General features: G+C 41.0%; 12 protein-coding genes. All 12 read right to left on the reverse strand.

Annotation, left to right across the window (positions count from 1 at the left end):
* Window positions 1-347 precede the first annotated feature (347 nt).
* Window positions 348-1,685, reverse strand: a complete 1,338-nt coding sequence (guaD, locus tag ASU03_RS17250; RefSeq protein ID WP_057833030.1) for a guanine deaminase — start codon at window positions 1,683-1,685, stop codon at window positions 348-350.
* Window positions 1,686-1,801: 116 nt separating this feature from the next.
* Entirely contained in the window at window positions 1,802-2,311 is a 510-nt protein-coding gene (locus ASU03_RS17255) for an ureidoglycolate lyase (RefSeq protein ID WP_057833031.1), read from the reverse strand.
* 85 nt (window positions 2,312-2,396) lie between these two features.
* Window positions 2,397-2,738 (reverse strand): hydroxyisourate hydrolase, encoded by a 342-nt coding sequence (gene uraH, locus ASU03_RS17260; RefSeq protein ID WP_057183231.1) that lies wholly within the window; start codon window positions 2,736-2,738, stop codon window positions 2,397-2,399.
* 61 nt (window positions 2,739-2,799) lie between these two features.
* The gene (gene uraD / locus ASU03_RS17265; RefSeq protein ID WP_057833032.1) at window positions 2,800-3,321 is read right to left on the reverse strand and encodes a 2-oxo-4-hydroxy-4-carboxy-5-ureidoimidazoline decarboxylase; all 522 of its coding nucleotides are present in this window, start codon (window positions 3,319-3,321) and stop codon (window positions 2,800-2,802) included.
* A 91-nt stretch (window positions 3,322-3,412) separates the two neighbouring features.
* Window positions 3,413-4,492 carry an allantoicase gene (alc, locus tag ASU03_RS17270; RefSeq protein ID WP_057833033.1) on the reverse strand — a complete coding sequence of 360 codons (1,080 nt, stop codon included), beginning with the start codon at window positions 4,490-4,492 and terminating at the stop codon, window positions 3,413-3,415.
* A 127-nt stretch (window positions 4,493-4,619) separates the two neighbouring features.
* A complete protein-coding gene (gene allB / locus ASU03_RS17275) occupies window positions 4,620-5,987 on the reverse strand; it encodes an allantoinase AllB (protein ID WP_057833034.1) in 1,368 nt (455 codons plus the stop codon).
* Window positions 5,988-6,102: 115 nt separating this feature from the next.
* Window positions 6,103-6,999 (reverse strand): xanthine dehydrogenase accessory protein XdhC, encoded by an 897-nt coding sequence (gene xdhC, locus ASU03_RS17280; RefSeq protein WP_057833035.1) that lies wholly within the window; start codon window positions 6,997-6,999, stop codon window positions 6,103-6,105.
* Window positions 7,000-7,052: 53 nt separating this feature from the next.
* Window positions 7,053-9,476 carry a xanthine dehydrogenase molybdopterin binding subunit gene (xdhB, locus tag ASU03_RS17285; protein ID WP_057833036.1) on the reverse strand — a complete coding sequence of 808 codons (2,424 nt, stop codon included), beginning with the start codon at window positions 9,474-9,476 and terminating at the stop codon, window positions 7,053-7,055.
* Window positions 9,469-10,953, reverse strand: a complete 1,485-nt coding sequence (xdhA, locus tag ASU03_RS17290) for a xanthine dehydrogenase small subunit (protein ID WP_057833037.1) — start codon at window positions 10,951-10,953, stop codon at window positions 9,469-9,471. The genes xdhB and xdhA overlap by 8 nt, the downstream gene beginning before the upstream one ends.
* A 725-nt stretch (window positions 10,954-11,678) precedes the next feature.
* On the reverse strand, window positions 11,679-11,879 hold the full coding sequence (locus ASU03_RS17295; protein ID WP_057833038.1) for a hypothetical protein: 201 nt from the start codon (window positions 11,877-11,879) through the stop codon (window positions 11,679-11,681).
* Window positions 11,876-12,457, reverse strand: a complete 582-nt coding sequence (locus ASU03_RS17300) for a GNAT family N-acetyltransferase (RefSeq protein ID WP_057833039.1) — start codon at window positions 12,455-12,457, stop codon at window positions 11,876-11,878. Before ASU03_RS17300 ends, ASU03_RS17295 begins: the two co-directional genes overlap by 4 nt.
* A 318-nt stretch (window positions 12,458-12,775) precedes the next feature.
* Window positions 12,776-13,798 (reverse strand): iminosuccinate reductase BhcD, encoded by a 1,023-nt coding sequence (bhcD, locus tag ASU03_RS17305; protein WP_057833040.1) that lies wholly within the window; start codon window positions 13,796-13,798, stop codon window positions 12,776-12,778.
* Window positions 13,799-13,854 lie beyond the last annotated feature (56 nt).

The following is a 13,854-nucleotide window of genomic DNA, read 5'->3' on the forward strand; positions in this document are numbered from 1 at the left end:
TGTACATCTACTGGTAGTAGACGTTTTATAATTTTATATTTTTGATGACTAACTAATTTTATTAAAAATTAGCTTTCTTAAGCGATGTTGCCTTAGACCCAGCTAGGCAACCGTCTGTTATATGTTATTGTAGGGTGTTAATTTGTTTATTTTATGTTTGCCTCTGTTGCTTTTAAGTGTTGCTGCACGATCAAGCAAGACGCGTAAACCCTTCCATGGGGCTCTACACAAGCATCCATGCTTGTGAAGCTTGCTTTTATCGAATCAGCAAAACTTATTATCTATCAATCGATTTAGTTCTTAACAACCATTAGCGGGAACATAGCTTTATGTTTTATCTAAAGTGATTAAACTTTTTCTCCCATGATATGGGTGGCTTTAACATGTCTGTCATCACCAAGTATGCTCAAGACGAATAGTTTTTCGGTTAAGGTTTTGCAACGGGCAATACGTCTTGCCATTAAGGGTGTTGCTTGGTAATCCAGTACGATAAAATCAGCTTCAGCGCCTTTAGTAAAGTTACCAATAGTCCCCTCTAAATCTAAGGCAACCGCGCCGCCTAAGGTGGCTAGGTAGAATGATTTAAACGGGCTTAACTTATCGCCACGTAATTGTTGGGTTTTATAGCCTTCGTTTAATGTCGTTAACATTGAAAAGCTAGTGCCAGCGCCAATGTCTGTGCCTAAACCAACATTCACATCAAATTCTTCCGCTTGTTTTAGGTTGAAACAACCACTGCCTAAAAATAAGTTGGAAGTGGGGCAAAAAGCAATGGCCGAGTTAGTCTCGCTTAAACGCTGACATTCATGGTCGTGTAAGTGTACGCCGTGAGCAAAAACACTACGTCGGCCTAATAAATTGCTCTTATCGTACACATCAAGGTAACCGTCACTGTCGGGGAATAATTCGCTTACCCAAGCAATTTCATTTTTGTTTTCTGATAAATGAGTATGCAAATAAACACCTGGATATTCTTTTAATAACTCACCGGCTTTCTGCAATTGTTCCGTTGAACAGGTGGGCGCAAAACGTGGGGTGATCGCATATTGTAATCTGTCGGTGTTATGCCATTTCTCAATTAACGCCTTGCTGTCGGTATAGCCTGATTCGGTAGTATCTTGTAAATCCTCTGGGCAATTTTGATTCATCAAAACTTTACCGCAAATCATGCGTAATTTTTTCTGTTGGGCGATAGTGAAAAAAGCATCTACGGATTCTTTATGGACAGTACCGAACACTAACGCTGTGGTAGTACCCGCGTCTAATAATTGTGTTAAGAAAAACTCAGCGACACGTTTACCATGTTCGAAATCGGAGAATTGTTTTTCTTCAGGGAAGGTATAGTTTTCTAGCCACTCAAGTAATTGTGCACCATATGAAGCAATCATTTCAGTTTGTGGGTAATGTACATGGGTATCGATAAAGCCGGGCATGATTAAGCCATTGTCATATTGGGTGACTTCAAGGCCTACGGGTAATGTTGCCAATAAATCAGTGGCGTTACCTACGGCGACCACTAAGCCATTTTTTATCAGTAAAAGTCCATCTTCAAAGTATTGATAACTCTCTTCTTCCGCGACTTTGGCAGGATCGGCTAAAAAGTGCAGTATCTCACCGCGAAACGCTTTGGTAGCTGTGCTTGTTACTTCACTAGTGGAAGGAGTGTTTGAAGTACTGTTAGACATATTGGTAAACCTATTACTTATGTTATTGCTATGTATTTGTGCTGCTATTTATACTAGCTGCACTAATTTAATTGATTGTTTATCATCCGATTCATCAATTTGAATCAAATTTTTTCTTATTCTGCAAGGGTGATAACGAGTGAACCATCGAGTTTTTCTACATCGCAGTTATCGCCTTCGCCGCCGCGATCAACCACGAGGAAATCACTGACCTCATTAAGTGCTAAACAAAAGTGATGCCAAGTACCTTTATGGTAATTTACCCCCTGGTCTGAGCGGGCTAAAAATACTTTAATAGCAGCAGTATCAAGCTCACCTGCGGGGGCAACGACAACCACATAAGGATGATTGCCCATAGGGATAAATGCTTGACTGCCTAAAGGATGGCGTTCCATCATTTTGACTGGTAAAGGAAAAGCCAGCGGGGTGGAACGAAAAATATTAAGCAAGGTTTTACCCGCTTGCTCAGCAACGTCAACGTCAGCAAGATTGTGATGGCGTATGGTGTGGCCATCATTAATGGCGAAATGTTCAGCACTTTCGGACACTGAAATAACATCCCCATAAGCGGCAAAGTTTGCTGCCGTTAATTCTTGGGGTATAACATTAATGATTTTATCGGTCATCTTAATCTCTCAGTTACTGGTAATGTTAGCGGTTAATATTTTTCTACTGGCTTGAAACTGTTGTTATCTATTCGTTAAATAGAAATTAGCTACCACGGTAAGTAGAGTAACCATAGGCGGTTAGCAATAATGGAATATGATAATGAGTGCCGCTGGCATCTATTTCAAAAACGATATCAACGTAGGGGTAAAACCCGGTTTCGTTATTCGCTTTAAAATATACCGCGGTGGCAAAATGCATGCGGTAAACACCTGCTGGTAATTTTTCATCAGCAGCTAATAAACCCGGTAAACGACCGTCAGCGTTGGTAACTCCGCCGTTTATCTCTTGCCAGCTTTCGCCGTCTTGAGCAAACAAAGTAATAGGTACATTTTGTGCAGGTAAACCACGGGTAGTATCCAATATGTGGGTAGTAATTTGACTCATATTCTTTCCTTAAAAATTCTTAAAATAAATAGCCTAAAACTTTTATTAACGGGTGCCGGGCTTAGCCTTCAGCTAATGACTTTCCGAAGGCCTTAGTAATGCGGAGTTGAAATATTTTTCTTTGCTCTTCAGCGGCATTAACAAGCTCTTGAGCTCTGTTATTTGGCAGGCGTGCTTGCAATAAATCAGACATTTGTTTAGCACTTTTACCCGTTGCACACACAATAAAGATAAAGCCGAATTTTTCTTGGTAATCAGTATTACCTTGCGCCAGCACGTCCAGCACAGCGTCGTTAGCTTCTTTAACTAAACCTTGCTCGTTACCGGCCAATTCTTTGGTATTTGCATACTTAGCACGCAGACTACTGACATCACCAATTTTTGGATGACCTTCAAAAGCTTCAAAATAATCTTGCTCAGTTAAACCTTGCCAAGCATCATCAGCGGCTTTTTTTATCGCTGGCGTATTAGCAAAGGGGCGAGCTGCGACCATGTTGTTTACCCAAGTACTTGCAGTACAACATTGCATAAACATGTGCTTAGCATCTGCTACTGGTAACTGGTTTAAATTTTCTAATAACATTTTCGTTTCCTTTAATCGCTTTCTAGTAAATACCGTTAATCAATTGCAGCTCGGGCTAAGGAGTTCAAAGCTTAACCCTAGTTTTTGTTAACTAACCTTGGCGCTTACCAAAAACACGCATGCGAGAAATACCACCATCAGGGAAGATACTTAAACGTACGTGAGTGAAAGGCTGATCTTTTGCCACTATGATCTCTTTAGTGAATAGATGTTCCCTATGAGCATATAATTTAGTGCTTGGAATAATTTCGGTCCACGTTACCGGTGCTGCGCCTGCGGTGAAATCATCGCTATCACTGATACAACCTTCAAGCATAAAGGTGTCAGGGAAGTTACCTTTAAAATGACAAGTATCTATGATGACTTTATTTACTGTACCGGTAGCGGCAAGTTTAACAATTGACCAATCTGGACCGGGATCACGACGGCGTTTAGTTTCCCAACCATCACCCATGTTGGCGCCACGGCCAGGCATGATTAGGTTGTTTTTATCACTGAAAAACATATCGCTGACTAATAACGCTTTTGCTCCGTTTTTAATCGACGCTAAGTCAATGAGTTCACCGTCAACAAAGTCATTCCAGTTTACTTCTGCTTCACCATAAACACGGAAACGGGCAATACCACCATCAGGAAACATGGTTAAACGCACATGGGTAAAAGCAGTATTATTGAGCTTTTTTTCAGGGTCGAGCACAAACAGGTTTTGGCTATGGGCTTTAACGTCGGTAGCGGTCAAAATAGTATGCCAAACCGTATCTTCATTTGGTTGTACTTCACTAACACAGGCTTCTACCGAAACTTTCTCTGGCGCGTTACCACGGAAATAGTTAGTGTCGATATCAAAGGCGCGAATAACGCCACTGATGCCTAAACGGATAATGCACCAGTCAGAATCACGACCACTTTCTAGTCGGTGAGCACGGCCATAACTTCTGCGTGATTCCCAACCGTCCATCCATTTACCACGTTCAGTAAACTTCTCTTCGATAAAAATACCTCGACCTACTTTTAATAAGTTTTCCATTTCGGCAAAAAAATCATCACTACAAGATAATGTTTCGCCACCCACACGTTCGCTGGCTAAATCAACATATTGATTTTTTAATTTTTGTTCTAAAGTTGCGTCTTCTGCCGATAATTTATTTTGTGCTAACCAATCTTCAATCATTACTTTATCTCCTGTAAACGCTAGCTTTGCTCAGCCTGGTTATCGGCGTAGCAAAGGTGCGTGACTTCTTGTTCGTTTAATTATTTTTATTAGTTATTTATTTGTTCTCGCCATTGGCGATAGCAGCTTACAGCTGACCTTTAAGTAACGGCTTACCAATAGGCGAGTGGATAAATTGCTCATTACAGTAAACTTGCTGGCCACGAACAAAGGTTTGCATTATTTGGCCATTTACTTTGCGGCCGACATAGGGGGTGATTTTATGTTTGTGTTTGATCATGTCATTGCTGATAACAAAACTTGCTGTGTCATCAAAGACCAATATGTCCGCATGATGACCCACTGAAATTTGGCCTTTTATTTTATCTAAACCCGCAAACTTAGCGGTTTCGTGCGACATTAAACGGGCTAAATCAACTAGGGTGAAACCACGATCTTTGGCTTCAGTCCAAATTAGGGGTAAACCAAATTGCAATGCTGAAATACCGCCCCAAGCTTTTTCAATATCACCGGTATCAATATGTTTTAACTGCGGGGTACAAGGCGAATGATCTGAAACGATAAAGCTAATACGACCATCGGTAACGGCCTGCCATAAAAGTTCTCTATTTTTGTTTTCGCGAATAGGTGGACAACATTTAAACAAGGTTTTGCCGTCAGGAATATTTTCTGCTGCCAGCGTTAAATAATGTGGACAAGTCTCTGCGCTAAAGCGTAAACCTTCTGCTTTGGCTTGAGCAATCGTTGCAAGGGCTTCAGCAGAGGATAAATGCACAATGTGAATTTTACAGTTATCACCGGCTTTTTTAGATGCACGCGCCATCTCTACCATTAACGAAATAGCATCGTTTTCCCAGCTCTTTGGCCGCGACGCTAAGAAAGAGTTGTATTCTTTGGTGATTTCAACATCATGAAAACCACCACAATCTAGTTCGGCATGGATCAGGTATGGCACATCGTGTTTGGCTAAGATAGGCATAGCCGCCAGCATGTCCTTGGCTTCCACTGGTGGAAACTCGGCAATACCTGAATCAATTAAGAAAGATTTAACCCCTAAAACACCGGCGGTAAGTAAGTCATCAAGTTCATCGATATTGCTAGGAATAACGCCACCCCAAAAACCACAATCAACCCAAAGTTTGTCATGCACTGCGGCAAGCTTCTCTTCAAAGGCTGCTTTGGTCGTTGTTACCGGAATACAGTTAAGTGGCATATCAACTAAAGTAGTAATACCACCGGCTGCCGCAGCTTGTGTCGCGGTATTAAAACCTTCCCACTCGGTACGGCCAGGTTCATTGATATGCACATGAGAGTCGACCAAACCCGGCATGATCACTTGCTCGCCGACATCCGTGATTGGACAAGTAAGGGCTTGGCCATAGGGGTGAATGGCATGGATTAATTGATCTTTAATTTCGATGCAGGCCGCGATCATTTCGCTTTTTTCACCAGCATGGACAATTACTTTTTTACTTTGCAGGGCAAAATGGGACACCTTGCTTCTCCTCTAAATTTGATAAACGTGAACGTGTGGCATGGGTTTTATTACTAAATATGTGCGAGCATATTTTTATTTAAGCTTTCTTTGCTAACTGCTTGGCAAGAGCTAATTAGTTAACTTCTTCGTTGATTAAACTTTTCAGCTCTTGCCAAGCAATGCCTTTTTTTGAGCTTTGTGGCTTGGCATTTTTTTGTTTATTGGCGCTGGGGTTGGCGATGGCATTGGCAGTCAATTGTGCTTGATAAAGCTCAATTATTTCACCCGCCACTGATACCGCTACTTCCATGGGTAATTTCCCTTGTACTTGTGCTAAGCCAATAGGGCAATTCATTTTTTCGACTAAGCTCTTTTCGATATCTCGGTGTTGAAACCTTTGTTGAAAACGACGCCATTTTGTAGCCGAGGCTATTAAACCTAAATAACTAAAATCAGCGCGTTTTAAAATATTGTGACTAATGTCAAAATCAAGCTGATGGTTGTGTGTCATCACTATGTAGTAGCTGTTTGTCGGCATAGCCGCCACTTCTTCCGCCGGGCTTTCACTAATAACAGCAGTGACATTGCCGTAACTATCGATATCATCAGGAAACTGCTCCGCGCGGTTATCCACCCAAGTAATACTACAAGGCAAACCCGCTAAGATAGGCATAAGGGCTTTACCGACATGACCAGCACCAAATAAGATGATATTGGCACCACTGGCGCTAAAACATTCAAATAATACGCTGGCATCACCACCGCAACATTGGCCTAGTTGAGCACCCAATTGAAAATGTTCTAGTTGTTGACAAGCCTCACCGGACGTTAACAGTTGATGGGCATGTTTAATCACCTTATGTTCAAGGTGACCACCACCAATAGTGTCAAAAATATCGTCATTGGTTATCACCATTTTGGTGCCACTATTACGCGGCGTTGAACCGGTTACCCCGACAATGGTGGCGACAACATAGGCTTTACCTTGTTTGTTTAGTTGGTGTACTGCACCGGTCCAATTTATTTTCATGATGATATTCCTATTTATTCCTAGCTATACCTATTACAGGTTCACAGGGCGAATTACTTCGCCGCAGCCGCAGCTTGTGCTTGAGATGCTTTGGCTGCTTCAACAGCAAATAAGACGCGCTCTGGTGTTGCGGGGGTATCGAGTGCCGGGCTAGTTTTATAATCATTTATACTTGAGATGGCATCTTTAAGTGCGGCCCAAACGGAAATAGCCAACATCAATGGTGGTTCACCTACGGCTTTTGAATTGTAGATAGTATGTTCCCGATTTGGTGCGTCAGGCACTAATGCCACTCTGAAATCTGCAGGGGTATCATTAATTGCTGGTATTTTGTAGGTCGCTGGGTTGTTAGAAAGTAACCGACCTTGCTCATTCCACACTAATTCTTCCGTGGTTAACCAGCCCATGCCTTGAATAAATGCGCCTTCAATTTGGCCAATATCAATAGCGGGGTTAATGGAGTGACCGACATCTTGTAAGATATCGGTACGTAAGGTTTTATATTCCCCGGTTAAGGTATCAATGATAACTTCTGATACCGCAGCACCTGTGGCGTAATAGAAGAACGGACGCCCTTTACCGGTAGCACGGTCAAAATGAATTTTAGGGGTTTTATAGAAACCAGTAGACGATAAGGAAACACGGCCCATATAAGCAAGTTGTGAAAATTCAGCAAAGCTAAAGCTTTGTTCACCAACAATAACATTACTATTTTCAAAGTGAACTTGTCCTGCTTCGACTTGATATTTCTCACAAGCAAAGTCAATTAGACGTTGTTTGATGGTTTTAGCCGCCGCTTGTGCCGCTTTACCATTTAAGTCAGTACCTGAAGAGGCTGCTGTTGGTGATGAGTTTGGTACCTTATCGGTACGGGCCGAAGATATGGCTATAGTATCAACATCAACTTGAAATTCTTCGGCAACAATTTGCGCCACTTTAATATTCAAACCTTGACCCATTTCAGTGCCGCCATGGCTTAAGTGAATGGTACCGTCGGTGTAAATATGAACCAGTGCCCCGGCTTGGTTCAAATGCTGTACCGTGAATGAAATACCAAATTTAACCGGCGTTAATGACAGTCCTTTCTTTAATATAGTACTATTGGCGTTAAACTCGGTAATCGCTTGGCGACGGGCTTGATAATCAGAGCTGGTCTCTAACGACTCAATGATCTCGCTTAAATTATTATGCTCAACGGTCTGATGATAGTGGGTTACGTTACGATCATCCTTACCATATAAATTAATTTTACGAATTTCTAAGGGATCTTTACCAAGATGACGGGCGATATCATCCATAATCATTTCAATGGTCATCATGCCTTGAGGGCCACCAAAACCACGATAAGCAGTGTGTGATACTGTGTTTAATTTACAACGATTACCGGTAATGGTTGCTTGGTCTAAGTAGTAAGCATTGTCTGAGTGGAACATAGCTCTATCAACAATGGCATCTGATAAATCGGGTGAGTAACCACAATTACCATTAACTTCGATGTTAATACCTTTTATTTGACCCTGAGCATCAAAACCAACGGTGTAATTATTTTCAAATGGATGACGTTTACCTGTCATGATCATATCGTCCATTCGAGCTAATTTAAATTTAACGGGGCGTTTAGTTTCATTGGCAAGTAAGGCCGCAATACAAGCCCATTGAGCCGCTTGGGTTTCTTTTCCACCAAAACCACCACCCATACGGCGCATATCAACTAAAACTTTGTTTAGTGGAATAGCTAAAACTTCAGCCACTAATTTTTGTACTTCACTGGGATGTTGTGACGAGGTAAAAATATTCATGCCACCATCTTCAGTTGGCTCGGCGGTTGATACTTGACCTTCTAAATAGAAATGCTCTTGACCACCCACTTTGATTTCACCCGATAATTGATGGGCAGCACTATTAATGGCCGCATCAGAGTCGCCACGTTTCATGGTAAAAGGTGGTCGTACAAAATTTTGTTTTGCTAGCGCATCTTTTACCGTAAGTACCGCTTCAAGTTCTTCATAGTCAATTTTTGCTAATTTAACTGCGCGTCTGGCTAAATCGAAGCTTGTTGCTGCCACGGCAAAAAGTGGCTGTCCGATAAATTCAACTTTACCTATAGCAAGTACTGGGTCACCAGGAAATACTGGACCGATATCGGTATGTCCAGGTACATCTTCAACCGTAATGACTGAGATAACACCTGTCGCAGCTTTAACGGCTGATAAGTCCATAGAAATTATATTGGCATGTGCATAAGCCGATTGCCCAACTGCCGCATGTAATTCACCACGCAGTGATGGACGGTCATCAACATAAATAGCTTCACCGGCGACGTGTTTATCAGCACTATCATGCTTTTTCGAGCGACCTACGCCACCTAAACCAACATTTTTTTGTCCATCAATAAGGCTTTTATTGGTATTGGTTTTTACTTTTAGGGTATCGGCTTTCTTTACAGCAAACTTTTCTACATTAATAAGGCTACGCATAATTTACCACTCGTGTTGCAATAACTGCTCTTGCATTGGCGCTTTTCAGCTCTAAATAGCATTTCTCAATAAGGTTTTGCGCCACTGTCATACGGTACTTATCAGAAGCACGAACATCAGACATGGGTTGGAAGTCGCTCGCTAACGCTGCTTTTGCTTGCGCTACTAATTCTTTAGATAAGCTCTTGCCTAGCAGCACAGCTTCAGCAGCTGGAGCGCGTTTAGGAATGGCAGCCATGCCACCAAAAGCTAAACGGACCTTAGTAATTTTTTTGCCATTTTCTGTCGGTGTTTGTTCAATGAAAAAAGCAGCTAATACCGCAGAGATATCGTCATCAATACGTTTCGAAATCTTGTAAATTTTTAAGCTTTGACCCGCGGTAGGTTTTGGAATTTGAATAGATTTAATAAATTCAGCGGTTTTAAGTACGGTTTTCTTGTAATCAACAAAATAGTCTTCAACTAGGATAGTACGTTCTTGACCATTAACATGGAGTGTCATGGTCGCGCCTAAAGCAATCAGCGCTGGCGGCATATCACCAATGGGTGAAGCGTTACCAATATTACCACCTAAAGTTCCGGTGTTACGTACCTGCTTAGCACCAATACGTTCAATCATCTCACCCAATTCAGGGTAGTAGTGATGTAAGGTATCAATGAAGTCACTATAAGGTAGTGCTGCACCAATAATGATTTCAGAGTCTGTTTCCTTGATAGTGGTTAATTCTGCCACATTACCAAGGTAAACAAGCTTATCGATTATTGCTAAATTTTGAGTAACCGCAAGTGCCAAATCGGTACCACCAGCAACTAAAGTAGAGTTAGGCTCATTGGTTAAGGCAGTGGCTAATTCATCGATATTTTTTGGCGCGATAAAATTATGACCATTACCCGTTAAAGCAGGTGTTGGTAATTTTTCTAATTCGCTCAGTGCGGCCACAGTTTCTTGATAGTGCTGAGCAAATGAATCTTCGGCAACAGCTTCACTCGAGGTCATGGCCGCGGCAATAATTGAACGGTAACCGGTACAACGACATAAATTACCGGCTAAGGCTGCAAGTACTTCGGCCCGATTTGGCGTCTTGTTGTGCTTATGTAAAGCAAAGGAAGACATAACAAAACCGGGTGTACAAAAACCACATTGTGAACCGTGGTTATCAACCAGAGTTTGTTGGGCATGATGTAATTTAGCGCCGTCTTTTAAGTCTTCAACGGTAATTAATTGCTTGCCATGTAAGTTACCGACAAAGGTGATGCATGAGTTAATTGATTTATATTTAAGTTGCCCGCTATTCTCAGTATCAAGCTCGGCTAGAACTACGGTACAAGCACCACAATCACCTGAAGCACAACCTTCTTTTGTGCCAGATTTAAATTGTTCTTCACGCAAGTATTGTAAGACTGTGGTATTAGGATCTAGGTTTTCAATATTTACTAGCTTATTGTTTAACAGGAATTTTATTGTATTTTCTACCATTATTCTTTCCGCTTTAATTTTGATTTTTAGTGTCGATTTGAATATTCGTATGATTTTACTATAGCAGAATGGATAGTTGACACAAGTGTCAGGTTTGTTTTTTTGTTACTGTGTTGTTGGTACCGGTGAATTTATGCTTGTCTTTTACTTTTTAAAAATGGCGATAAACAGTGTTTTTTTAGCATAAAATTCTTTGTAAAACAGCGCCTTCAACCAAGTTCTGTTGGATGAAAATTTTCTTTTTTTAAGGACGTTTTGTTAGCCACTACGTTTAGTTGAGACTTTCACTATGTGAAATTAAGTAAAATAAAACACAAAACACCAGACACACACTCAAAATAATTAATACATAATATCAATAAATCAGCGTTACTGATTTACATTGGGCAGAGTTTAACTTTGAGTATTATGGTGACGAAGAGGGTATTCAAATTAATTTAGCAAAATCTTGCCGTCGCCCGAATAACTCTCAATATAAATTTAATTGATGGTTATTCGAGCATAGTTTAGGCCACTCATTATTTCCATTTGAGTGGGTGTCTGTTATATTTTATGTTAGCATCAAGTTCACCCCAACCTACTTTTTGACGTAATTGTATAAATTTTCAACGGTAGGGCTGATTAACGTAAGGGTAAATTGTTCAAGTAACACTGTGCTCTCCATTTTACTAAGATACTGTAATCTTGAATAAATGTATTAAAAGTAAATAAGCCTGATTAGCTGTTTAGCTAAATAAACCTCTAAGCCAATCAAACGTTAATACTGTGGTGAATATTTTTAACGCTATTATGCCAAGGCCCAAGACGATTACCGCGACTTTTATTTTTCCGCTTTTAAGGTTATTCCAGTACAGCAGCTTAGCTTTCAGCTCAGTTTTGAGTTCATTCTTCGCTTCTGCTATCGATTCTTTCATTGCTGCTTTCATGAAACCTTCTCCGCTAAATTATTAGTTAGCTTGTTAGCTATCCCCTGCACGACACCTTTAGCCAAGTTATCAGGTGCTCCCCAGCTATAGATGAATTCTTTAGCCTTGTTACTACAAGGAGTATGCCAATAAGCTGTCGCTATATTTCTCGCCCCTTTCGCTTGGTAGAAGCCTATCGCTTTGTTATTACCGGCTAAAACCTCAAGGTATAAATCATGGTCTTTATAATTGGCCGCAGCCCAAGATGCCGCAGCCGCTAATAAACGAGAGCCAGTGCCTTGACCTTTATTAGCTGACATCACATGCAGGTTATCAATGATGGTGCCATATTTAGGATGGTTACCACCCAAGAGACAAATAAAGCCACAGAAAACGCCCTCTAACTCAGCCACTAGCACTAATTGATTACTCTGTGGTGTTGTTAATCTTGTTGTCCATACGGCTAGCCTTTCAGCAAAAACTTTATCATTAAGATAGTCTGCCGACAGTACTTGCTGATAGTTTTCACGCCAGCTTTGTGCATGTAACTCAGCAATATGTTCTAAATCGTCTAAACGCGCAGCTCTAATTATCACCATGATATCAATGAGCTCCAATACACCAACAAATACCGACTAAATAACTCACTATACACTTGCTCACATAAACTCCTGGTCACTAGGTAACTAACAAACGACAATCAAACGGTTATTAACCAATCTAACCTTAATAGCTTTATTTTCAAAGTATTAAAATCCCCCCCCTGCTACGCAAGATTTTACTTATGTACTTACTGCTACTTTTAAGCAAAAAAATGGCTGTTTAATGAATAAACAGCCATGATGACTTTTCGCCTCCGATGAGGCTTGCTTTTTAGCCGAACTAACTGGAAAAATCTTCGTTAAAAAGCACTAACCTTATAGTTTAAAGTAAGTCGCTAAACCTTTAGCTTCGGCTAATTCAGCGGCTAGAGCAGCTACCGCTAAATCTTGTAAACCAACACCAGTACCATCAAAAAGAGTAATGTCTTCCGCTGAAGTACGTCCAGGTTTAGTACCATTAATTACGTCACCTATAGGAACGATATCACTTTGTTGAATTAGTTTGCGCGCAATCGCGTGCTGGGCTTCACCTATGGTAATTGATTGTGCTAATTCATCGGTAAATACCTTAGCCACTGTCAGTAATTTAGCATCAACTTCTTGCTTACCTTTAGTATCAGTACCCATACAAGCGATATGAGTACCAGGCTTGATCCAATCTTTTTCAATAAGTGCTTCAAAAGCAGAAGTAATGGTAATAATGACGTCTGCTTGGGCACAAAGCTCTTCACGTGTTACCGACTCAAACGGTAAACCTAATTCTTCAGCGACAGCGGCAAGGTTAGAAATTTGCTCTGGGTGTAAGTTCCAACACACTACTTTTTCAAAATCACGTTGCTCAACCGCAGCACGTAATTGGAAGGTAGATTGATGGCCAGCACCTATCATGCCTAACACTTTGGCATCTTTTCGGGCTAAATACGCGATAGAGATAGCAGAAGAAGCGGCCGTACGTACCGCCGTTAAATAGTTACCACCCACTAGAGATTTTAATTTGCCGGTATCCGGATCAAATAAAATCACTGTTGATTGATGGTTAGTTAGACCTTTTGCCATGTTACTCGGCCAGTAACCACCAGATTTTAAACCTAATACCATACCGTCACGATCGAAACCTGACTTAAAACCATATAAAGCATCGGCATGACCAATGGCTTCACGAATTACCGGAAAGTTGTAGGCGGTTTTTTTAGCCATAGCAGAAAAGACGTTTTCTACCGCAGTAAAGGCATTGGCTCTACCCATAACTTGTTGGCAAACCTCTTCAGAAATTACTGATACGCCCTTGTTAACGGGTAAAGCGTTTTCTGGTGAGTTGTTTTCTTGTGTATCACTCATAATTTATATCCTCAAAAGGGGAATACCCTCGGTTAATACCGAGGATTGGGGGCTGC

Origin of the sequence: Colwellia sp. TT2012, from assembly GCF_001440345.1 — a bacterium.
In the GTDB taxonomy this organism is placed as follows: Bacteria; Pseudomonadota; Gammaproteobacteria; order Enterobacterales; family Alteromonadaceae; genus Colwellia.